Source organism: Arcanobacterium sp. S3PF19 (assembly GCF_000758825.1).
In the GTDB taxonomy this organism is placed as follows: Bacteria; Actinomycetota; Actinomycetes; order Actinomycetales; family Actinomycetaceae; genus Arcanobacterium_A.
Map to the genome: position 1 here is coordinate 50,186 of NZ_JRMX01000011.1, position 21,926 is coordinate 72,111.

Sequence of the window (21,926 nt, forward strand, 5' to 3'; positions counted from 1 at the left end):
GTTAATATCCCCCGAAAATTAAAGTGCCTAATACCACTTTCCGTTTTCCGCGGCGAAACTTGGCATATTGCCCGATTATTCGATAGTATTTTTAAGTTGTAATTTTAATTGGGATTTTACCCAACTACTTAAACAAAGGAGATAACCGTGGCCTCTGTATGTGACGTCTGCGGCAAGGGCCCAGGCTTCGGCAAGAGCGTCTCGCACTCCCATGTGCGTACGAGCCGTCGTTGGAACCCAAACATTCAGCGTGTACGCGCACTCGTAAAAGGCGCGCCAAAGCGTCTCAATGTCTGCACATCCTGCCTGAAAGCCGGCAAGGTGACGCGCAACATCTGAAACAGCCGTTGTTTTTTGGGGAAATCCTTTCCGCAACCGTCTGCGGGAAGGATTTTTCATATCCGCTCCCGCCCGTCTTTTTCCCCCTCCGCGCAGGTCCCGTTCACACTGCGTATGCGCATCTTCGCCCTCCCGCCCTTCCGCAGGGCGCATATATGTCCGGGATATGAAACATTTTTTTCTCTTTTCCCTGCGAAGTACAATAATCGGGACTGTAATGTCTGCAAACATTAACGCAAAAGCAATCAGAAAGTAACAAAATGCACGAAGAAACACAGCATACATCGCTAAAACGGAGGCTGACAGGCGCACAGATCTCAATGATCGCCCTTTCGGGGGCATTGGGCACGGGCCTGTTTCTCGGCTCGGGATCAACGATTGCTTTTGCCGGCCCTGCCACGGTTATCTCCTATGCCCTGGCAGGGGTTATCGCCTTATCCGTGGTGTGGGCGCTGGCGGAAATGGTGTCCGTATACCCCGTGCCCGGCGGACACGGCGCAATTGCCGCCGTTTTTCTCGGTAAAATGGGCGGCTACGTCACACGCTGGAATTTCGTTGTCACCTATCTGTTCGCCGTGGGTGCCGAAGTGGTGGCAACCGCCACATATCTCCAGCATTGGTTCGTAAATCTTCCCCTTGCCGTCGGCACGGTTTTGTGTTCGGCTTTCATCATTACCCTTAACCTTGCCACCGTAAGGCTCTACGGCATATCCGAATACTGGTTCTCAATGGTAAAGGTAATTGCGATCGCCGTCTTCATTCTGCTCGGGTTTTCCGTAATTTTATGGGGATGGCCGGCAGACCACGGTTCTTTGGGGCTGACCAACTTCACCTCCCACGGGGGATTCATGCCCAAAGGCGTGACGGGGATACTCCTGGCAACCTGCATGGCGGTATTTTCTTTCGGGGGGATTGAAAACGTATCTCTTGCGGCTGCCGAATCGCAGCACCCGCAGCGCGATATTCCGCGGGCGGCGGGAACCATGATCTGGCGTCTGCTGATTTTCTACGTGTTCGCCGTATCGATCGTGATTGGTCTGCAGCCCTGGACGCAGACGGTAAAAGATGCCGGAAACGCGGAGGCTTCCCCGTTCGTGAAAGTTCTGGATGATATCGGGATCGCGGGAGCCGGACACGTGATGAACGGAATTCTGATTATTGCCGCGCTCTCCGCCGCGAACGGATGTTTATACGCCGCTTCGCGGGCCATTCATTCTCTGGCTCTGGACGGCATGGCTCCCAAATTCGCTTCCCGAACCTCGCATCAGGGATCACCGCACGGTGCCGTGGCGTTGGCAACCGTCTGTTTTGTCACTGCCTCCGCACTGGCAATCTGGTCTCCCAACAACGCATTCATGGTCCTTTACGGCTGCGCGACCGTGGGAATTCTGCTCACATGGATTCTGGTAATGCTCACGCATATGAGATTCCGGGCAAAGGAAAAGGCTCAAAACAGCCCCCGTCCTCCCGCTTATCTGTGGGGCGCACCCGTGGTAAACATTGCCGTAATTATCGCCACAGTCGCGATTTTCTGCGGTCTGCGCGGACTGATGCCCGTAAGCTGGACGGCAGGAATTCCCTATATGATTCTGCTCTTCGGCTCTTTCCCCATTTTAAACAAGGTACGCAGTCTGCCGTACCCGTCTTCCGTGGCGGAAATTCTGCGTCTTGAAAAATTAAGATCGCAGACGGACCGCACAGCCGAGAAAGAAAAGAGCAAATAAACAATAATAGGCAAACGTCTCTTCTCCCGTCTGTCTCATACGGGAGAAGAGACGTTTTTGCTGCGGAAAACACCGGCTTTCCGCACTGTCGCCTGTGCCCTGCGGCCTTCGCTCAGTGCAGACCGGTTCCCCGCTCCAAGGCGAGTTCAATCAGCCGGTCAATCAGCTGCGGATAGGAAATACCCGTTTTCTCCCACATCGTCGGATACATGGAGAAAGGCGTGAATCCGGGCATCGTATTAATCTCGTTTACCAGTACAGACCCGTCCTCCGTCACAAAGAAATCAACGCGCGTCAGCCCCTCACAGCCGACCGCGTCAAAAGCACGGACAGCCATCCGGCGTATCTTTTGCGCCGTTTCGGAGGGAATTTGGGCCGGAATCTGCATCTGCAGCGAATCCGTGGCAATGTATTTATGCCGGAAATCGTAGAAACCGTCTGCTTCCGCGTCTCCCATAACCGCTCTTCCGGGAACGGAGGCACGGGCCGGGGAATGCAGTCCGCCGCCCAAAACCGCGCATTCCACTTCCATACCGGAAATTCCCTGCTCCACGATCACCTTCGGATCATATTCCTGCGCCGTCTCAATTGCGCGGACCAGCCCTTCGGACGTCTCCACACGCGTGATTCCGAGAGAAGAGCCCGCCCGGGCCGGCTTCACATAGAGCGGAAACTTTAGCCGGCGGATTTTTTCAAGCACATCTTCCCGGTTCAGCAGCCAGTCCTTCGCCGTTACCGCAGTATACGGACCGGTCGGAATGCCCGCCGCACAGAGCACTGTTTTCATGTATTCTTTATCCATGCCCGCCGCAGAGGCAAAAACCCCGCAGCCCACATAAGGAACGTTTGCCATCTCAAACAGTCCCTGGATCGTCCCGTCCTCCCCGAAAGGACCGTGCAGAAGCGGAAAAGCCACATCAACGGGCCCCAGATCCGTTACCCGCATTTGCGCGCCCTGCCCCGTTATCTGCAGCAGACTCTGCCTGCCGCTGCCCGGGGCGAACACAATCCGCGTTTCGCTCTGCGCGACATGGGTAGAGGCCTTATTCAGCTGCAGCAGCCGCGGATCGGTGACTCCCGGCACCCAATCACCCCGTTCGGTGATCGCAATCGAAAGCACCTCATACTTTTCGGGATCCAAAGCAGCCATCACCGCTCCGGCCGTTGCGCAGGAAATCGGATGTTCCCCGGAAGTACCGCCGTAAATCAGCGCCACGCGAATTTTGCCGTTCTGTTGTTTCATTTTCGTAAACCTTTACTGTGCCGGAGGGTATTCGCCAAAGCCGGGCGGTACCGTCCGATTGTTTAATCCGTAATTTTTTCCACATCGGCACCCAATGCCGAAAGTTTGTGCATGAAATGTTCGTAACCGCGGTTGATAATATCTATTCCGCGCACCGTAGATTCCCCTTCGGCCGCCAAAGCAGCAATCAGATGCGAAAAACCGCCGCGCAGGTCGGGAACTTCGATATCTGCCGCATGCAAAGGCGTCGGCCCCTGAATAACGGCGGAATGGAAGAAATTTTCCCGTCCGAAACGGCACTTTTTCGACCCCAGACATTCGCTGTATACCTGAATATGGGCACCCATCTGGTTTAATGCCTCGGTAAAGCCAAAACGGTTTTCATACACGGTTTCGTGCACAACAGACACGCCTTCCGCCTGCGTTAAGGCAACTACCATCGGCTGCTGCCAGTCGGTCATAAATCCCGGGTGTACATCGGTTTCAATCGGGATCGAACGCAGAGCGCCCCCGGGATGCCAGAATCGAATCGCGTCGTCACAGACCTCAAACTGCCCTCCCACTTTGCGGTATATGTTCAGGAAATTCATCATATCCGCCTGCCGTGCGCCCCGGACGGTGATGTCTCCGCGGGTGGCCAATGCGGCACATGCCCATGATCCGGCCTCGATTCTGTCGGGCAGGGCCGTATGCCGGTAGCCGTGGAGTTCGGACACGCCTTCGATATGAATCGTACGGTCCGTGTCTACGGTGATCAGGGCACCCATTTTCTGCAATACCGCAATCAGATCAATAATCTCCGGTTCCACTGCCGCACCGGAAAGCTCCGTCACCCCGCGGGCCAGCACAGCCGCCAGCAGGGTCTGTTCCGTGGCACCCACGGAAGGATAGGGAAGATGTACTTTCCGGGCCCGCAGACCGCGCGGGGCCGTCAGATGCAGCCCGGTGTCCTGCGCATTGCGGACTGCCCCGAAATCCTCGAGTACCGAAAGATGAAAATCAACCGGCCGGCTGCCGATATGACATCCTCCCAGATCCGGGATAAAGGCCTCTCCCAATGCGTGCAGAAGCGGCCCGCAGAACAAAATCGGGATCCGGGAAGAACCCGCAACCGTATTCACCCGGTTCGGATCGGGAAGACGCAAAGTGCCCGGAGTGATTGAAAGTACGCCGGCATCCTGATCGTAATCCACCTGCGCTCCGTGCGCACGCAGCAGCTGTGCGGTCACGTCCACGTCCCGCAGCAGCGGCACATTGCGCAGCACCGACGTTTCCGCCGTAAGCAGCGCCGCGACCATCGCCTTGGGCACGAAATTCTTTGCCCCGCGCACCAAAATCTCTCCCCGGAGAGGCTTTCCCCCACGGACTTTCAGTTTCGTTTCCGCCATCGCTCCCCTTTTATTCCTCTTATTTACGCCTGCGAAAAATAACCTTCTCCCAGAATACTCCGCCTTCTTTATTTTCGGGCCATATCGCGCGGCGGCGTTAACAATCACACCATAGAGTTGCGTCTCATTACCCGGTATGCCAATATCGTTTTATGAAAGCAAACGATTCAGGCAGCGGCGTAGGTGTTTTGGACAAAGCGGCCCATGTGCTGTGCGCACTCGAAGCGGGTCCGCTCACTCTTGCCCAGCTCGTCGCGGCAACGCAGCTCGCCCGGCCTACCGCACACAGACTGGCCGTCGCTCTTGAGTATCACCGGCTGGTTGCCCGGGATATTCAGGGCAGATTTATTTTGGGACCGCGGATCTCCGAACTTTCCGCAGCGGCAGGCGAAGACCGTCTGCTGGCGGCGGCAGATCCCGTACTTGTTGCGCTGCGCGACCATACGGGCGAATCGGCACAGCTCTACCGGCGTCAGGGGGATCAGCGTATCTGCGTGGCTGCGGCGGAGCGTTCGATGGGACTGCGGGATTCCATCCCCGTGGGAGCCGCGCTGCCGATGTTTGCCGGCAGTGCCGCACAGGTTCTTTTGGCATGGGAAGAACCGGAACGCCTGCATCACGGTCTGCACGGGGCAAAATTCACCGCAACCGTGCTTTCCGCCGTGCGCAGACGCGGCTGGGCACAGTCTGTCGGAGAACGGGAAGCCGGCGTTGCCTCTATTTCCGCACCCGTCCGCGGCCCGTCCGGACACGTTATTGCCGCAGTGACGATTTCCGGTCCGATCGAACGCATGGGAAAGCAGCCCGGACGGCAGCACGCGGCAGCACTCGTGGCAGCCGCAAACCGTTTAACCGAAGTCTTGCGGCGCACCGAAGGACTGTGAAATTAAGGCAGAAAATGCAGCGTACACTCTTGGTCACCAATGATTTTCCGCCGCGCGCAGGAGGCATTCAGACTTTTCTCGAAGGCTTTGCCAAAGAGCTGGATCCGCAAAAACTCGTTGTCTACACTTCGCTTCCCTCCCGTACGTGCGGCGGGCAGACGGCGGAGGAATACGATTCGCGCGTGCCGTATGCCGTTGTGCGCGACACCTGCGCGACACTCCTTCCCACACCGCGTGTCCGCCGAAAAATGCAGGATCTTATCCGCAGCGAAAAGATAGTTAACGTCTGGTTCGGTGCGGCTGCGCCCCTGGGACTGCTTGCCTCCGCCGCCCGGGAAGCCGGGGCGAAACGGATTGTCGCCACCACCCACGGCCACGAAATCGGCTGGTCGATGCTTCCCGGGGCACGGCAGATGCTGAAAAAGATATTCCGCGACGCCGATACGGTTACCTATCTGACCCGCGCCACTTTGGAGCGGCTGCGCCCGTTCCTGGGCGAAACACAGACCGTACAGCTGCACGGAGCCATCAGCCCCGAAGATTTTGCTTTTCACGAACGTGCCCGCATGTCACTGCGCAGACGTTACGGCATCGCAGAGCACGACGTGGCGGTTTCATGCATATCGCGTCTCGTGAAACGCAAGGGGCAGGATATGCTGATCGAAATCTGGCCCCGGATTACGGCCCGTTTCCCCGGCACAAAACTGGTGATCGTGGGAAAAGGCCCGAATGCTTCCCGGCTGCACGCTTTAAGAGACAAAAGCAGCGCGGCCGCAGATATTATTTTTACCGGTGAAGTCCCCTACCGCGAACTGGCGGCACACTACTGTCTGGGAGACGTATTCGCAATGCCCTGCCGCACGCGGGGCAAAGGCCTGGACATCGAAGGTCTGGGGATTGTCTATCTGGAGGCTTACGCAGCCGGTCTTCCCGTTTTGGCAGGCGATTCGGGAGGTGCGCCGGAAGCCGTGCAAAACGGCAGAACGGGAATTGTGGTCAACGGACACAGGCCGGAGGCAGTCACCGCCGGCCTGCTGTATCTGCTGGAAAACAGGCAGCGGGCACGGCAAATGGGGGCAGCCGGTCTGGAATGGGTAAAAGACGCCTGGACATGGCACCGGTCGGCGCAGCCGCTGATCAATCTGCTTTCCTAAAAGAAGGATTTTCCTCCGCTTTTTCGGTTTTTTCCGCCAGGATTCTTTCTATCTCGTCTGCGCACTGCGACAGATTTTTCCGAATATCCCTGCCCCAGTATCTGAGCACCGTCCAGCCGGATTTTTCCAGCGTCTCGTTTACCTGCCTGTCGCGTGCCATATTTCTTTCAATTTTGGCGATCCAAAATTCACGGTTCGACCGGATGTCTTTTTTTCTGTTTTCCCAGTCGTAGCCGTGCCAGAACTCACCGTCGCAAAAAACCGACACCTTTTTCCCGATAAATGCGATATCCGGTTTCCCGAATACCGTTTTGCAGTTTTTCCGGTAACGCAGCCCCCGCGCCCACAGTTCCTTACGGAGCATGATCTCAATTTCGGAATCGACAGATCTGATCTGCCGCATATTATGCGATATCTGTTCTTTTGTTTTGCGCATCAGACTTTCCCGTTACGGCACATACCTTCTCCGTATAAGGGCTACAGAGGATATCCGGCCGGCTGCCGGAGGAAAACAAAACTGCCGACACCGGCAGGAAGAGTACCCCGTACCGGATTTGAACCGGTGTTACCGCCGTGAGAGGGCGATGTCCTGGGCCGCTAGACGAACGGGGCGGAAGTGCTCTCGCACCGCTGGGATACCAGGACTCGAACCTAGACTAAATGAACCAGAATCACTCGTGCTGCCAATTACACCATATCCCAATGTTCGCTGCTCCCACAGGAGCAACGATTAATAATAATAGTGCAAACACAGGCAGGAGGCAAATCAAAATCAGTGACGGTCTTCACGCCTTCTGCCGCGCAGGGCCCGTCTGCGGCGCACCGGAAAGAAATGCCCTATTACGCCCTGTGGGCCGCACGGAGAATTCCGCACAGCCCACAGAGAAATTCGCGCCGCAGACGCAGCGGTTAAAATATTTCGCGCAAACGCCGCAGACGGGCCAGAGCCTCGGTCTTTCCCAGGATCGCGATTGAATCGATCACCGGCAGGGAAACATTCGTTCCCGTCATTGCCACAAACAGCGGAGCATAGGCAAAACGCGGCTTTATTCCCATTTCGTCGACTACCGCCGCACTGAAGCATTCTTTCACGTGCTCTGCCGTGAAATTGGCGGCGTCGATTTCCCCGAACACGGAAATTGTACGGTCCAGCACATCGGGCGTGGTATCTTTCAGTTTTGCGACTGCCTTTTCCTCGTATTCTATTTCGGAGGAATCCGCAAAAAGGAATTTCATCAGCTGCGGAGCCTCCCCCAGCAGCCTGATTCGGGTCTGCACCAAAGGCACCGCGGCATCCAGAATCCGCTGCACGTCGGGTGTGCATTCTTCGTACGTTCCCGCCTGTACCAATCCTTCGCGCTGCAGGAACGGGATAATCCGGTTCCGCAGATCGGAAGTTTCCAGCATTCGGATATGCTCCGCATTGATTGCCACACACTTTTTGTCGTCGAAACGGGCGGGGTTCGGATTCACATCGGCAATGTCAAAAGCCCGGGCGAGTTCCTCACGGCTGAAAATATCCCGGTCGGGCGCAATGGACCAGCCCAAAAGGGCAAGGTAGTTAAGCAGCCCTTCGGGAATCATTCCCCTGTCTCTGTGCAGCAGCAGATTCGATTCCGGATCCCGCTTCGAGAGTTTTTTGTTTCCTTCGCCCATCACATACGGCAGGTGTCCGAACACCGGTATCCGGGAGGCAATGCCCAACTCCATCAGTGCCCGGTAGAGCACGATCTGACGCGGAGTGGAAGAAAGAAGATCTTCCCCGCGCAGCACCGTATTAATGCCCATCATCGCGTCGTCCACGGGATTTGTCAGAGTGTAAAGCGGTTCCCCGTTGGCGCGCACAATCACGTAATCGGGCACGGTACCCGCTTTAAAAGTGATTTCCCCGCGCACCAGATCGGTAAAGGTTATGTCTTCGTCGGGCATCCGAATCCGCAGTACGGGCTTACGGCCCCGGGCCAAATATTCCTCTTTCCGGGCATCCGTAAGATCGCGGTCAAAACCGTCGTATCCGAGCTTTGGATCTTCCCCTCTGGCCCTGTGCCTTTCTTCTATTTCTTCGGGAGTGGAGAACGACTCGTATGCGTAACCGCCCGCAAGCAGCTTCTGCGCCACATCGGCATAAATATCCATCCGCTCCGACTGGCGGTAGGGACCGTTGGGGCCGCCGACTTCCGCTCCCTCATCCCAATCCAGACCCAGCCACCGCAGGGAATCGATGATCTGGTTGTAGGATTCTCGCGAATCCCGGGCAGAATCGGTATCTTCAATCCTAAATACGAACGTCCCTCCGGTATGACGGGCATACGCCCAGTTAAACAGACAGGTACGCACCATTCCCACGTGCGGGGTGCCGGTCGGCGAAGGGGCAAATCTGACGCGGACTTCGTTCTCCGCATTATGTGCACTGTTCATAATTTCTGCAGCCTATGTGTCGGCTATCCTTTCTGAATTGTTAAATCCGAAAATTTTACAAAATCCGTTCTACCTGTCCGCAACCACAGGATTGCGCAATACGCCCAGCGGCGCAAAATCCACCGCAAGATCCGTGCCCGCACTGACGGGCACAGGGGCGTGCAGCGCGCAGACCGTTACCAAATCCGCCGGGAGCAGCGTCGCCACCGTACTCGCGGCAGAAACCGCCTGCTGTACGCGGGAAAAACCGTACCTGCAAATCTGTGTGTCTACCTCGCCGTCCACAGCCAAAGTGATTTCGTATTCGCCCGGTTCGAGCTCCGTTTCCAAAGCCGGACCCGAGGCGCAGGAGGTGTCGAAGCCGAAGGCACGGTAGGGATCGCGGCCCGCGTATTCGACGGCGGTAATCAGATTCACAAGCGTATAACCATAGACTGCCTGCGCAACCATATCTGCGGGAATTTCCTTGCAGGGACGGGAAATAATTGCCGCCAGCATCGGCCGGCAGGTAAATTCGCTTCCCCAGGAAGGAAGAATCAAAGGCGTATCGGGACCCGTAACCGAAGTATTGGGTTTCAGATACATCGAATTCTCCCCTGCCCCGCACGGCGCATCGCCGCTGTCGAAGACGACTACTTTTGAGCGCGGAAGAACAGGAGATACGGGGCGCACATCCGCGGCGGAAAATACCTGCCCGGTGTAGGCAACGCCCTGATAAAGCGGATCGCCCGCAAGTACACGGTAATTTCCCGACCCGGGATCAATCTGCGCAAATCTCGGCCCGGATTCGAGGGAAATCCTTGCAATTTTCATTTATTCTCCGCCCAATGTCTACTGTTCGCAGTCTCGGTTTCCATTCTATCGGGTAAACAGGCGCCGCTTAAATTTATTTTGCGGATAATCTTGCAAAACACACAAAACAGCTTTCTTTCGCCGTGACAGGCACAAAACACACCCGCACAAAGGCCGGTTCCCAAAATCCGTTTTTTGGAAACCGGCCCCGCTGTGCCGTGCGCGAGGGGGGACTTGAACCCCCACGCCCGAAGGCACCGGAACCTAAATCCGGCGCGTCTGCCAATTTCGCCACCCGCGCATATATTCCCTGCCGCCGCAGGGCAAAGCATCAGGCACACGCCGCGGTTTTCAGCGAATCCCGACTGCGCACAAGCATATAAGGGAGAATGTCGGGATGGCAAATTCCATGTGCTGCCGCAGGCTCCGCCCACTGCCGCACTTTCGAAAAAGTCAGACCAGCCCCAGTTCTTTGCACAGTCTTTGCACATGGCCCGTGGCCCGGACGTTGTATTTCGCCAAAACGATGCGGCAGTCGCGGTCCACAACAAATGTGGAACGAATCACTCCCTGCACAATTCTGCCGTAGTTTTTCTTTTCACCGTAAGCACCCCACCGGCGCATGACGTCCCTGTCGGGATCGGAAGCGAGCACAAAATTCAGCTCTTTCTTTTCCGCGAATTTATCCAAAGAAGCAATTTTATCCGGAGAAATACCGATCACCGTGTAGCCTGCGGCGCGCAAAACACTTTCCGAATCGCGAAAATCACAGGCTTCTTTCGTGCACCCGGGAGTCATTGCCCGCGGATAAAAATAGACAACCACGCCCTTTTCCGCTTTTGCCGCGCTTTCCCTCAGATTTACGGTTCCCCCGCCCGCGGTGGGCAGCGTAAAATCGGGAGCGGTCATTCCTTCTTCCTGCCGTACCATTGTTTTTCCTTTCTCGCTTTTTCAGTTTCCGTCGCGTTCAAAACAGTCAATAAATATCCGCAGCGACACCGACAGAATAAAAAGAACAAAGCCGAAAATCATCGGCGCAGCTCCCCACGGCGTGGGCCAGAGCAGACCCGAAGCGAGACTTCCGCCCGCAAGCGGGTACAGACTGTTTTTGCACCAACCGTAAACTGCGCTTCCCAGACAGACCAGTCCTATCAGGCCCACACCGAAAACAGCCGGGCGCAGCCCGAGCCCCCACAGCGTCCAAAGCCCGCAGGCGGCCATCAGGAAGGCAAACAGAAGATTGACGCACCGCGTCGCAACCAGATATTTCCTCATTCTTTAACTGTGCCACATTTCGGTTTCTTCCGGCGGATTTGGCGCGGGGTTCGGCAGATTGTTCACCATTTGCCGAAAACACCGGCCAATAATGTATCCGCATCCCAAAACCGGCACAATCGAAATATGGATGCGCTAAACACTTTTGACGGCAGCGGGCCGGAAGGCTGGCTTTCGCCGGAGGAACTTGAATTTGTACGCCACAAAGTACCGATTCTGTATGTGGACGTAGTTCCCGTCCGTCTCGACGAACGCGGCAGAACCGAAGCCGTGGGGCTGGTGCTGTGCATGAACGGAGGCAGTCTGCACCGTTCGCTGGTCAGCGGCAGAGTGCTGTTTCACGAAACGGTCAGAGACGCCATTGCACGCCATATCGGCAAGGAACTGGGGCAGATGGCTTTACCCCGGTTTCCCCCGGGAATTGTTCCCTTCACTGTCGGGGAATACTTTCCCACCCCGGGGGAAGGACTCTTTGATCCGCGTCAGCACGCCGTTTCCCTGGGATATATCATTCCGATGTCGGGAGACTGCACGCCAAACTCGGATGCGGTCGGATTTTCCTGGTTCACTCCCGAAGAAGCCGGCGCACCCGATTTGCAGGCGGAAATGAGCGAGGGACAGGCCGTAATTTTACGCCGTGCGCTTGCCTGTCTCAGCTGCGGCCGCTGAGCCGGGGCAGTTTCTCCGTCAGGATCCGTGCCATCCGGCGAAACGCCTGCGCCCTGTGGGAGATTCTGTTTTTTTCCTCCGCACTCAGTTCCGCCAGCGTGTGCCGGCAGCCCTCGGGCTGAAAAATCGGATCATATCCGAATCCGCCTGTTCCCGCGGGCGCGCTGCGCAGCGTACCGAAGAGTTTTCCCACGCACGATACGCTCTCCCGCCCGGGAAAGGCAAGCACAGCCGTGCACATAAAATGTGCCCCGCGCAGCGGCGGTTTCACGTCGGCAAGCTGCGCCAGGAGCAAAGCGAGATTGGCCGCATCATCCCCGTGAACGCCGCACCATCTGGCGGAAAAAATACCGGGCGCACCTCCCAGAATATCCACGCACAGACCCGAATCGTCCGCAAGGGCGGGCACGCCCAGCGCATCGCTCAGCGCACGGGCTTTAATCAGTGCGTTTTGCGCGAAATCCGCGCCGTCTTCCACCGGTTCGGGAACCCGGAAGTCCGCCGCGCACCGCAGGGCAGACGAATCAAAATTCGGTATCCGCGCAGCCAGAATATCGCGTATTTCATCCAGTTTATGCCTGTTGTGTGTGGCAATTACGAGCCCGGGATTCATCGTACGCCTTCCGCGGCAGGGGCAGACAGTGCCTCTTTCTGCATCCGGGCCAGAGTGGCGTTTCCCTTCCGCGCCAGGGAAAGCAGTATATCCAGTTCCGCGCGGTCGAAAGTGGCGTGTTCGGCGGTTCCCTGAATTTCCACGAATTTTCCGCCGCCCGTCATCACCACATTCATATCCGTCTGCGCCCGCACATCTTCCTCGTAAGGAAGATCAAGACAGGGCACGCCCTCGATAATTCCCACGGAAACCGCGCTGACGGAATCGCAGAGCACGGGTGTGTTTTTCTGTGCGGCGATATATCCCCTGCCGATTCCCAGGTTCACGGCATCGGCCAAGGCCACATACGCTCCCGTTATCGCCGCCGTGCGGGTACCTCCGTCAGCCTGCAGCACGTCGCAGTCCAGCACAATTGTGTTTTCCCCCAGAGCGGCCATATCAGTCACCGCCCGCAGCGAGCGCCCCAGGAGACGCGATATTTCCTGCGTCCGCCCGGAGAGTTTTCCCTTCACGGATTCACGCTGAGAGCGGGTATCGGTTGCGCGGGGAAGCATTGCGTATTCGCCCGTCACCCAGCCCAACCCGGAGTCTTTGCGCCACCGCGGCACACCCGGGGTAAAGGAGGCAACACAGAGCACTTTGGTTTTGCCGAATTCAACGAGGACCGAGCCTTCGCCCTGCTCCAGGAAATTGCGGGTAATCTTTATTTTGCGCAGTTCATCGGTTGCGCGGCCGTCTTTTCGCGTAAAAGTCATATTTACACAATAGCGCGAATCAGATCGGATACACATCTGCGGGGGAAGCCAAAGAGACCGGACCGGAAAAATTCTTCCGCGCGTCGCGCAGCGTCCGCTCCCGGTCTGTCCAGGGCTGAAGATGCGTCAGGCAAACCTGCTTCACTCTTCCCGCAGCTGCCAGACTTCCCGCCCGCAGACCCGTCAGATGCACGCCGCGCACCGTATCGCGCCCGTCTTCGAAGGCGGCCTCGCTAAGCAGAAAATCGGCATCCAGGGCGGCATTCACCACAGAGTCGCAGTAATCCGTATCGCCGGTATAGGCAAATACGCAGGTGCGCGCCGAATCCGCGGCAGAGGGACCCTCAATGCGGACACAGAGAGCCGGCACCGTATGGAAAGCGGCAAAAAATTCCAGCCGGAAAGGCCCCACACGGCGTACATCACCGGGCTTTACAGCCGTGAAGCAAAATTCCCCGGCGTATGTTTCCTCCGCGGGATCATCGGCAAGTTTCCGCGTCCTATCCGCGCCGTCCCCGGGTGAAAATACGGGGATACGGCTGAGTTTTCCATACGGATACCACCGGCGGTAAACCTGCATTCCGACAAGATCCGCGCAGTGGTCCGCGTGCAGATGGGAAAGCACGATGGCATCCAGATCTTTCGGATCGAGATAATTGAGCAGTCCGCCCATCACCCCGGGGCCGAAATCCAGCGCGAGGGAAAAAGTGCGCCGGAAACCTGCCGGATCCTCCCCCTCTGCCTGAAGCAGATATCCGGAAGCGGGGCCGTTTCTGCCCGACATGGACCCCGAACAGCCGATAACCGTGAGCTTCATATCTTTCCCTCCACTGTCTGCGTGCAAAACCGAAAAGCTAATCCGTGCGGATCGGGTTCACGGTTCCGATCATCGGACCGATAAACCGATGCGCGTTGCGTTCAAATTCCTTCGCATTGCCTGTGGTAAAAAATTCCCTGCGCGGCGAAACAGTATCGGAATCGGCGGTTAAGCCGTGCGAAATCAGTTCCCGATACACATCTATCGCAGTTTCCTCCGAAGAGGAAACAAGATTTACGCTGCTGCCCATCACATACGAAATCACGCCCTTGAGCAGCGGATAATGTGTACATCCCAAAACAAGGGTGTCGATTTCGGCTTTTTTGAGCGGCATTAGGTATTCCCCGGCAGCCTGCAGCAGCTCGGGGCCGCTGTCTATGCCGGCTTCCACAAATTCCACAAAACGCGGGCACGCCCGCACGGTCAGCTCCAAATCCGGGGCGGCGGCAAAAGAGTCTTCATACGCCCGCGAATTCACCGTCGCCTGTGTGGCAATCACGCCCACTTTCCGGTTTTTTGTGCTGGCCACAGCCCGGCGCACGGCAGGCTGAATCACTTCGATAACGGGAATATCAGCATATCTTTCGCGCGCGTCGCGCAGCACCGCGGCCGAAGCCGTATTGCAGGCAATCACCAGAATTTTCACGCCGGCCTCAACCAGCCGGTCCATCACCGCAATTGCCAGCGAACGGACGGTGGCCAGCGGCAGCGGGCCGTACGGGGAATGTGCGGTATCTCCGATATACATTATCGGCTCATACGGAAGCTGATCGATAATCGCGCGGGCAACCGTAAGACCTCCCAGACCGGAGTCGAAAATCCCTATCGGTGCATTATTGTTCATACTTCCCACTTTATCCGCGCAGACGCTTGTTTATCACTGCCGTAACAAGTGACTCCTGCCACCAGGAAAGCATTCCGTACAGCACCACGAGCATATCCTCCGATGTTTCGATCTCCGGCAGATCCTCGCGCCCCACGGGAGAATGGGAAGTAAACAGGGACGAACGCGTATAGACGGACTCGCTTGTTTCTTCATCGTATACGCCCAGTCTTGAGGCAAGAACGAGACGTATATCATTGAGTGCGGCAAGCCAGGCGGGCGCGTCTTCGTTACTCACAAAAATTTTTTCGGGTGCGGGACTTTCGCCGCCGCTTTCTTCCGCGGACGGATTCAGACCCTCGTAGAATGTGAGCAGATGCGCCACTTTTTCCGCCACGATTGAGTCTTCGCTCAGTTCCCGCAGTTCCCCCGCCAAAATCGGATCTTCGCTCATATCGGGCAGCAGACGGGTCAGGGCATCGTCGGGAATACAGTCCCCGGGCGCGTCCGGATCGTTTTCCGCTTCTCCGTCTTCGCACAGCACGCGTTCTTCCACGCCCACGAATTCTTCTTCCAGCGCGGCAAAATAATCCCCGTCGCCGCTTTCTTCCCGGTCTCTGCGCGCAATCTCATATTCAATGTCCGAGCCGAGCATATAGACGACGTCGCGGGCCAGACCGGCCACCAGCTCCCGTTCGTCCCCGGCAATACCGCCGACAAACCCCCCGCGGGCAATACGAAAACCTATCATGAACAAATCACCCTAGCGCTGCCGGTCCGATTCCGCGGCCCGGGGCTCAATCGTTGCCCACAAACCGTAGCAGTGCATTGCCTGGGCGTGCTTTTCCATCTGTTCGCGCCCGCCGCTTGCCACAACCGCCCGCCCGTTATTGTGCACCTGCAGCATTTTTTCGCGCGCCACACGCGTGTCCATGCCAAAATAGGATTCGAAGATCCACTGCACATATGCCATCAGGTTGATTGGGTCGTTATGCACAACCGTCTGCCAGACAGGCGCGTGCGTGCAGGGAACCGAATGCTGTGCCGCAGCCGGATCCACATGTTTTACCGGACAGGAGTTATCGTCTGTTCCGCACATTTCGCCTCCCCTTCGGTGTTCTTCCTCTGCCTGTACCAATACTACGATTTTACGCCGAATTATTTTAGTTAAATAGTTCTCTTTCGTGAGATGCCTATCTTTGCCGCGGTATCGTTGTACGTATGAACACTATCAGACATTCAACTGCTTTAATGACCGACATGTACGAACTGACGATGATCGAATCGGCTCTTCATTCAGGATATGCCCGGCGCAGATCCGTATTTGAACTTTTTGCCCGCTCGCTTCCGGGCCGGCGCCGCTACGGCGTGGTAGCGGGGACGGCACGCGCGCTGCGGGCCGTGGAAGATTTCCGTTTCGGACGCGAAGAAATCGACTACCTGCGCGCCGCCCACACGGTGGGGGAAGAGACGCTGCGGTGGCTGGAAAATTTCCGTTTTTCGGGCGATATCTGGGGATACCCGGAAGGCGAATGTTATTTCCCGAATTCTCCCCTTCTTACCGTCAGCGGCACGTTTGCCGAATGTGTGGTTCTGGAAACCATTTTGCTCTCAATTCTCAATTACGATTCGGCGGTGGCCACAGCCGCCTCGCGGATCACGATTGCCGCACACGAACGCCCCTGCCTTGATATGGGTGCGCGGCGGATCCACGAAGAGGCGGCGGTTGCCGCGGCCCGCGCCTGCGTGATCGGCGGATTCGCGGGCACATCAAATCTGGAGGCGTGCCGGCGCTACGGTATCCGGGCAATCGGCACGGCGGCACATTCTTTCACTCTGCTTCACGAGAGCGAACCGGAGGCATTTGCCGCCCAGATCAAAACCATGGGCACGGGAACCACGCTGCTGGTAGACACCTACGACGTGCGCAAAGGCGTGGAAAACGCCGTCCGGGCGGCGAAGGAGGCAGGCGGCAGCCTCGGCGCGGTCCGTCTTGATTCCGGCGATTTGGTGGCACAGGCCTTTCAGGTCCGCGAACAGCTGGACAGCCTGGGGGCAACGGAGACGAAAATTACCGTCACTTCGGATTTGGACGAGTATTCGATCGCGGCCTTAAACGCCGCCCCGGTCGACTCTTACGGCGTGGGTACCCGCGTTGTGACGGGTTCGGGGCAGCCGACCGCCCAGATGGTATACAAACTGGTTTCACGGGAAGACTCGGCGGGAATTATGCGCGAAGTGGCCAAAAAATCGGTATCGAAGGCCACCCACGGCGGACTGAAGGTTGCCGGGCGGACGTACGGTGAAAACGGAAAAGCGGCAGAGGAACTGATTGTGGCCGCACCGAACCGCGAAGCGGGCCTTGCATATCTGAAAGCCCGCAATGCGCGTCCGCTGCAGGTCGAATTGGTCGCCGGAGGGAAAATCAATCCCGAATACACCGCTCCCGAATCTCTTTCCCGTGCTGCCCGGCTGCACAGAGATTCACGCGCGGCACTGCCCTACCCGGCATGGAGGCTCTCGGAGGGAGACCCGGCCATCCCCACTGTTTTGAAAGACATCTGCGAAGAGAGCGGCGGAGAATAATTCCCCGCCCCGACATATACAAAAAGTGTGCGGGCGTCTCCCGCACACTTTTTGTTTTTCCGTTCCGTATATCCCATTTTCCGCAGGTCAGTCTGCGGGTCTGTTCGGGCCGAAAGGCCAGGTGTCCGATCCGCCCATATTCCGGTAAATTTCCCTGCACGTGGGGCAGATCGGGAATCTGTCGGGATTGCGCGTAGGTGTCCATACTTTGCCGCACAGCGCCACCACGGGCCCGCCTTCGACAACCGATTCGGTAATCCGTTCTTTACGCACATAATGGGCAAAACGCTCGCTGTCGCCCGGTGCTTTTTCCTCTTCGGTGCGCTCCAAAACATCAATCTGCCCGCCCTGCAGCGGTTCGCCGCCGGCAGAACCGGCGGGATCATCCGATACCCACACTTCAGAAATACTCATAGCGTCAGACTACCACAACGGGCACGCCGTTTTTTATTCCGTCCGCCGGCAAAGATCCGCAGCGCCGGCGAAACGGCACAGACGCGGGGAAACAAATAGAGAGCCCCGAAAGGGAGCTCTCTATCCGTATGCGAAGCTCTTACTTAGCCACAGCCTTCTTCAGAGTGGAACCGGCAGAAATTTTCACGCCGAAGCCGGCGGGAATCTCAATTTCTTCACCGGTGCGCGGATTGCGTCCCTTGCGCGCGGCACGTTCGGTACGTTCCACAGACATCAGTCCCGTAATCTTCACGGCTTCGCCCCGGGTCAGGGATTCTACGAGCACGGACTGCAAAGCGGCAACGGCCTTGTCTGCGTCTGTCTTGGTAATACCGGCCACATCGGCAATCTTTGCAATAAGTTCGGTACGGTTGAGGGCCATTTGTTTCCTCTCAAAATAAATCGGATATGTATTCGGGTTCCTGAGAACCACTAAAGACGAATTTAGCGGAAAATCAACAAAAAAGGTAGTCTTGGCGCGTGTTGCGCAATATACCACGTTTTTCGGTGCGCACGGTTCACATCTGTCACAGTTTTTGCAAAATTCCGGACAGAAATCTGTGTTTTACCTGCGCAGACTCTTCGGCGCACCGAAAATTTTGTCTCTGCCGGGGCACAGAAAAACAATTTGGTCAGCCGGCAAACAAAACCACGATCAAAGTCGCAACAATAATTTTTACAATGATCCCCAGAGCAAACACGGCGGCATACCCCTGCTCGATACGTTCGTCGTTTTCGCGCCCCATCGCAAAAGCAAGAATCGCCGGCTGGCCGAGCATCCCGGCCATAATCCCCGCCGTCCGCTGGGCGGATACTCCGAGCAGTGCCCCTGCCGCAATTGTCAGCCCGAGCACGCCGAAAGCCACGGCCACAGCCACCGCGCCCGCTTTCAGACCGATTCCGGTAAATGCCGTTTTCATGAAATCCGGCCCGGAGGAAATTCCCACCGCAGCCAGAAACAGAATCAGTCCCAGCTGACGGATGGTCTGATTGGCGGCCTGCGGCATCTGCCACAGGAAGGGGCCCGTTTTTTGCAGCGCACCCAAAATCATTCCCACAACCAGCGGCCCGGCAGCGGCTCCCAGACTGAAAGTGGCGCCCGCGCCCAGAGAAATTTTTACCAGACCGAGCAGCAGCCCCAACGCCATCCCCACGCCCATTGAGATTGCGTCGATCTGCGAAATTTTCTGCTCCGAATTTCCCAGGAAATTCTCGATTCTGTTATATTCCGCCCGGGGATAGGCAACCATCAGGCGGTCACCGATTTCGATTGTGGAATCGTCGGTTGCCAGCAGTTCCAAATCCCCGCGGTGAATCCGCGTCACCACCGCGCCGAACTTTCCCGTCATATTCAGCGCGGCCACGGTCTGCCCCGCCAGAGTTTTGCTCGATACCACAAACTGCCGAAAATCCACGTGTGCCCGGTCGTCGGCCAAATGACGGGAAACCTTTTCGCCGATAAAGTTAATGGCCGCTTTTACGTCCCCACGCATTCCGACCACCACAACCTGGTCTCCGGCCAGCAGTTCTTCCCCCGGCACAAAGACACGCGTATTGCCGTTGCGCTTCAGATAGGAAATGCGGAAATTCTGCTCTTTCCACCCCGGAACATCGCGCACAAACATATTTTTGGCAACTTTTGCCGTCCCCGCATAAAGCGAACGCCCCGCAAGGGAAGGAACGTCGTTTGCACCTTTCCACGAGCGCGAGACTATCGCGGAAACAAGCAAAATTGCCGCAATTACACCCACCGGATATCCAAGGGAATACCCCACGCCGGGACCTCCGGAGCCGCGGGCCGCATCCGTGGCCGCCGCCAACGCGGGCGTCGTGGTCAAAGATCCGGCATAGACACCGGCCGTCAGATCGGCTTTCAGGCCCAAAATCTTTCCGACTCCGAGAGAAACCGCGCCGACCGCAAACAGAATCAGAACCACCGCGCCCATCATTCCCGCCTGCCGGCGCAGATCACGGAAGAACGTCTGCCCGGCCGAAAGCCCGACCGTATACACAAACAGCGCCAGTCCGAGAGACTGAATCAGGGCCAGATGTCCGCCCATCTCGGGAACGGCGTTGCCGATCACCAGGCCGACGAACAGCGCGCCGGCCGCTCCCAGGCGAATCGGACCAAAGGGAATCATTCCCAGCATGGTTCCCAGGGCAACCACCAAAAAGACCGTCAAAAGCGGCGTGGACGTGAGCAGATTAATCACTGAAAGCCTTTCGTGTCACAGTAATGAATCCCCGCTTCGCATCGCGCATCCGCGCCGAAAGCGCAAAACAGAGACCAAAACGGGTTATCCGTATTTCCAGCCTAACGGCAGAGAAAAAAATTAAGAAACCAAAGCCGGACTTTTGGCGAAATTACGCGAAGTTCACACGAAACGGGCAGTGCGCGAAAGAAGACCTTTCGCGCACTGCCCGGTAAAATGGGGGTATTTCCCCCGAAATACCCCCATTTATGCGGCCTGCGTCAGTGTGCCCGGCCGGCTGTTTCTTTGGTCCAGATGGTTTCTTTGATCTCCCGCGCAAGATATCTGTTGTCTACCGAGACAAATGCCGTCTGCCCTTTCCCGTTCTCATAGTCTTTCAGCACTCCGAATGCCCAGGATCCAAGGAGCATAATTGCCACCAGGTTGATAACGGCCATGAAGAACATCGACGTATCGGCCAGTACCCACACGAAGTTCAGTTTCGCCACGGCTCCCACAAAAGCCGAGGCGACCACGGCCAGCTGCACCGCGCGGGTGCCCGCTGCCGATTTCGGGAAGAGATAATCCATGTTTACTTCGGCATAAGCGTAATTTCCGATCAGCGTGGAGAAGCAGAACACCAGGATCAGTACGGTCATCACCGGCTGCACCCACGTGCCCAGAGAGGCAACGGCGGACTGCGTAGTCAGCGTGGCTCCCTCGATTTCCTGCCCGGGTTGGTAAATGCCCGAGACCAGAACAATAAATGCCGTTGCGGAGCAGACCAGAATCGTATCCACGAATACGCCCATCGACTGGATCAGACCCTGACGTGCGGGGTGAATCGTGGTAGCCGTGGAAGCGGCGTTCGGTGCCGAGCCCATTCCCGCTTCGTTCGAATACAGTCCGCGTTTTACACCGTTCATTACGGCGGCCATAATCCCGCCCGCCGTACCGGCAAAGGCCTCGTTCAGCCCGAATGCCGACTGCACAATTTCCCTGAATACGAATCCGATTTTGTCGTAATTAAGAACAATGATCAGCACCGCCAGCGCCAGATAGCACAGCGCCATAACCGGAACCATGATCTCCGTTACCTTCGCTACTTTTCTGATCCCGCCAAACACCACCAAAGCGGTCAGCACGGCAACAACCGCACCGGAGAGCCAGGGTTGGACTCCGTAGGATCCGTGCAGCGTGTCGGCAATCGTATTGGCCTGTACGAACTCAAAGGCCACACCGTAAGTAAAAAGTAAAGCTACGGCAAACGCGGCACCCCAGCGCCACGATTTAAGACCCTTCCAGATATAGAATGCCGGTCCGCCGCGGAATGTGCCGTCGTGCCAGGGCATTTTAAACAGCTGCGCCAAAGTCGCCTCGATGAAAGCGGTAGACATTCCCAGCAGCGCCACCAGCCACATCCAGAATACCGCTCCCGGTCCGCCCAGCGTGATTGCAATCGCAACACCCGCGATGTTTCCCGTGCCCACACGTGCCGCCAATCCCATGGCAAATGCCTGAAATGAGGAAATCTGGCCTTTTTCCGCCGCCCGGGAAACGGAAACTTCCTTCAGCATCTTTTTAAACAGACGGAACTGCATTCCCCTGGAGCGGAAAGTAAAATAAAATCCGGCAATCAGTAACAACGGAATCAAAACAAACTGGTAGATATATCCGTTAAAACTATCCAGACCTGCTGTAATTGCCTCCATATCAGACTCCTATCCCCAAATAATCAGAGTAACCAAACATTCCTAAAAGTAAAGAAACATTAAAAGAACGGTCACGCTATATTATAATA

Annotated in this window: 23 protein-coding genes and 3 tRNA genes; 6 read left to right on the plus strand and 20 right to left on the minus strand. The window is 56.8% G+C overall.

Annotation, left to right across the window (positions count from 1 at the left end):
* Positions 1–147 precede the first annotated feature (147 nt).
* Both rpmB and HMPREF1631_RS02210 read left to right on the plus strand, forming a co-directional pair.
* Positions 148–339 carry a 50S ribosomal protein L28 gene (gene rpmB, locus HMPREF1631_RS06930; RefSeq protein WP_084707328.1) on the plus strand — a complete coding sequence of 64 codons (192 nt, stop codon included), beginning with the start codon at positions 148–150 and terminating at the stop codon, positions 337–339.
* Positions 340–599: 260 nt separating this feature from the next.
* Positions 600–2,063, plus strand: a complete 1,464-nt coding sequence (locus HMPREF1631_RS02210; protein ID WP_052046964.1) for an amino acid permease — start codon at positions 600–602, stop codon at positions 2,061–2,063.
* A 112-nt stretch (positions 2,064–2,175) separates the two neighbouring features.
* On the opposite strand, the gene HMPREF1631_RS02215 is transcribed toward HMPREF1631_RS02210, so the two are convergent.
* Together HMPREF1631_RS02215 and murA are read right to left on the minus strand one after the other, a co-directional pair.
* Positions 2,176–3,306: a D-alanine--D-alanine ligase family protein gene (locus HMPREF1631_RS02215; protein ID WP_034231884.1), complete on the minus strand. Its 1,131-nt coding sequence runs from the start codon at positions 3,304–3,306 to the stop codon at positions 2,176–2,178.
* Between the two features lie 62 nt (positions 3,307–3,368).
* The gene (murA, locus tag HMPREF1631_RS02220; RefSeq protein WP_034231887.1) at positions 3,369–4,694 is read right to left on the minus strand and encodes a UDP-N-acetylglucosamine 1-carboxyvinyltransferase; all 1,326 of its coding nucleotides are present in this window, start codon (positions 4,692–4,694) and stop codon (positions 3,369–3,371) included.
* Between the two features lie 152 nt (positions 4,695–4,846).
* Here murA and HMPREF1631_RS02225 point away from each other — a divergent pair, with 152 nt between their 5' ends.
* Both HMPREF1631_RS02225 and HMPREF1631_RS02230 read left to right on the plus strand, forming a co-directional pair.
* Positions 4,847–5,578: an IclR family transcriptional regulator gene (locus HMPREF1631_RS02225; RefSeq protein ID WP_034231890.1), complete on the plus strand. Its 732-nt coding sequence runs from the start codon at positions 4,847–4,849 to the stop codon at positions 5,576–5,578.
* Positions 5,579–5,592: 14 nt separating this feature from the next.
* Positions 5,593–6,732 carry a glycosyltransferase family 4 protein gene (locus HMPREF1631_RS02230; RefSeq protein WP_034232054.1) on the plus strand — a complete coding sequence of 380 codons (1,140 nt, stop codon included), beginning with the start codon at positions 5,593–5,595 and terminating at the stop codon, positions 6,730–6,732.
* On the opposite strand, the gene HMPREF1631_RS02235 is transcribed toward HMPREF1631_RS02230, so the two are convergent.
* The 8 genes from HMPREF1631_RS02235 to HMPREF1631_RS02270 all read right to left on the minus strand — a co-directional run bounded on the left by HMPREF1631_RS02235 (position 6,716) and on the right by HMPREF1631_RS02270 (position 11,217).
* Positions 6,716–7,168, minus strand: a complete 453-nt coding sequence (locus HMPREF1631_RS02235; protein WP_052046965.1) for a very short patch repair endonuclease — start codon at positions 7,166–7,168, stop codon at positions 6,716–6,718. The two genes, HMPREF1631_RS02230 and HMPREF1631_RS02235, sit on opposite strands and share 17 nt — an antisense overlap.
* Before the next feature lie 103 nt (positions 7,169–7,271).
* Positions 7,272–7,344: transfer RNA gene (locus tag HMPREF1631_RS02240), tRNA-Glu, on the minus strand.
* 18 nt (positions 7,345–7,362) lie between these two features.
* Positions 7,363–7,434: transfer RNA gene (locus HMPREF1631_RS02245), tRNA-Gln, on the minus strand.
* Between the two features lie 207 nt (positions 7,435–7,641).
* Positions 7,642–9,150 carry a glutamate--tRNA ligase gene (gene gltX, locus HMPREF1631_RS02250; RefSeq protein WP_034231893.1) on the minus strand — a complete coding sequence of 503 codons (1,509 nt, stop codon included), beginning with the start codon at positions 9,148–9,150 and terminating at the stop codon, positions 7,642–7,644.
* A gap of 69 nt (positions 9,151–9,219) precedes the next feature.
* The gene (locus HMPREF1631_RS02255) at positions 9,220–9,963 is read right to left on the minus strand and encodes a fumarylacetoacetate hydrolase family protein (RefSeq protein ID WP_034231896.1); all 744 of its coding nucleotides are present in this window, start codon (positions 9,961–9,963) and stop codon (positions 9,220–9,222) included.
* A gap of 198 nt (positions 9,964–10,161) precedes the next feature.
* Positions 10,162–10,243 (minus strand) — tRNA-Leu (locus HMPREF1631_RS02260).
* Positions 10,244–10,395: 152 nt separating this feature from the next.
* Entirely contained in the window at positions 10,396–10,872 is a 477-nt protein-coding gene (locus HMPREF1631_RS02265; RefSeq protein WP_034231899.1) for a peroxiredoxin, read from the minus strand.
* A gap of 21 nt (positions 10,873–10,893) precedes the next feature.
* Positions 10,894–11,217, minus strand: a complete 324-nt coding sequence (locus tag HMPREF1631_RS02270; RefSeq protein ID WP_034231902.1) for a hypothetical protein — start codon at positions 11,215–11,217, stop codon at positions 10,894–10,896.
* 126 nt (positions 11,218–11,343) lie between these two features.
* On the opposite strand from HMPREF1631_RS02270, the gene HMPREF1631_RS02275 reads away from it, so the two are divergent.
* The gene (locus HMPREF1631_RS02275) at positions 11,344–11,886 is read left to right on the plus strand and encodes a DUF4916 domain-containing protein (protein ID WP_034231905.1); all 543 of its coding nucleotides are present in this window, start codon (positions 11,344–11,346) and stop codon (positions 11,884–11,886) included.
* Here HMPREF1631_RS02275 and rdgB read toward each other — a convergent pair.
* Genes rdgB through clpS form a run of 6 tightly spaced genes read right to left on the minus strand, consistent with a single transcriptional unit; the run spans position 11,870 to position 15,993 of the window.
* Entirely contained in the window at positions 11,870–12,499 is a 630-nt protein-coding gene (rdgB, locus tag HMPREF1631_RS02280; RefSeq protein ID WP_034231907.1) for an RdgB/HAM1 family non-canonical purine NTP pyrophosphatase, read from the minus strand. The two genes, HMPREF1631_RS02275 and rdgB, sit on opposite strands and share 17 nt — an antisense overlap.
* Positions 12,496–13,254 (minus strand): ribonuclease PH, encoded by a 759-nt coding sequence (gene rph / locus HMPREF1631_RS02285; RefSeq protein ID WP_034231910.1) that lies wholly within the window; start codon positions 13,252–13,254, stop codon positions 12,496–12,498. Before rph ends, rdgB begins: the two co-directional genes overlap by 4 nt.
* Positions 13,255–13,273: 19 nt before the next feature.
* Positions 13,274–14,071 carry an MBL fold metallo-hydrolase gene (locus HMPREF1631_RS02290; RefSeq protein ID WP_034231912.1) on the minus strand — a complete coding sequence of 266 codons (798 nt, stop codon included), beginning with the start codon at positions 14,069–14,071 and terminating at the stop codon, positions 13,274–13,276.
* A gap of 37 nt (positions 14,072–14,108) precedes the next feature.
* On the minus strand, positions 14,109–14,915 hold the full coding sequence (gene murI, locus HMPREF1631_RS02295; RefSeq protein WP_052046966.1) for a glutamate racemase: 807 nt from the start codon (positions 14,913–14,915) through the stop codon (positions 14,109–14,111).
* A gap of 10 nt (positions 14,916–14,925) precedes the next feature.
* Positions 14,926–15,645: a DUF2017 family protein gene (locus tag HMPREF1631_RS06755; protein WP_052046967.1), complete on the minus strand. Its 720-nt coding sequence runs from the start codon at positions 15,643–15,645 to the stop codon at positions 14,926–14,928.
* 12 nt (positions 15,646–15,657) lie between these two features.
* Entirely contained in the window at positions 15,658–15,993 is a 336-nt protein-coding gene (gene clpS / locus HMPREF1631_RS02305; protein ID WP_052046968.1) for an ATP-dependent Clp protease adapter ClpS, read from the minus strand.
* 122 nt (positions 15,994–16,115) lie between these two features.
* Between clpS and HMPREF1631_RS02310 the strand changes: the two genes are divergently transcribed.
* The gene (locus tag HMPREF1631_RS02310) at positions 16,116–17,480 is read left to right on the plus strand and encodes a nicotinate phosphoribosyltransferase (protein WP_084707330.1); all 1,365 of its coding nucleotides are present in this window, start codon (positions 16,116–16,118) and stop codon (positions 17,478–17,480) included.
* 87 nt (positions 17,481–17,567) lie between these two features.
* On the opposite strand, the gene HMPREF1631_RS02315 is transcribed toward HMPREF1631_RS02310, so the two are convergent.
* From HMPREF1631_RS02315 to HMPREF1631_RS02335, 4 genes are all read right to left on the minus strand, one after another.
* Positions 17,568–17,894, minus strand: coding sequence for a DUF3039 domain-containing protein (locus HMPREF1631_RS02315; RefSeq protein WP_034231917.1), 327 nt, complete (start codon positions 17,892–17,894; stop codon positions 17,568–17,570).
* Positions 17,895–18,033: 139 nt separating this feature from the next.
* Complete coding sequence (locus HMPREF1631_RS02320) at positions 18,034–18,315, minus strand: HU family DNA-binding protein (protein ID WP_034231920.1); 282 nt, start codon at positions 18,313–18,315, stop codon at positions 18,034–18,036.
* Positions 18,316–18,565: 250 nt separating this feature from the next.
* Positions 18,566–20,146 carry an aspartate:alanine exchanger family transporter gene (locus HMPREF1631_RS02325; RefSeq protein WP_232215398.1) on the minus strand — a complete coding sequence of 527 codons (1,581 nt, stop codon included), beginning with the start codon at positions 20,144–20,146 and terminating at the stop codon, positions 18,566–18,568.
* Positions 20,147–20,406: 260 nt separating this feature from the next.
* Positions 20,407–21,837, minus strand: a complete 1,431-nt coding sequence (locus HMPREF1631_RS02335) for a sodium:alanine symporter family protein (protein WP_034231926.1) — start codon at positions 21,835–21,837, stop codon at positions 20,407–20,409.
* Positions 21,838–21,926 lie beyond the last annotated feature (89 nt).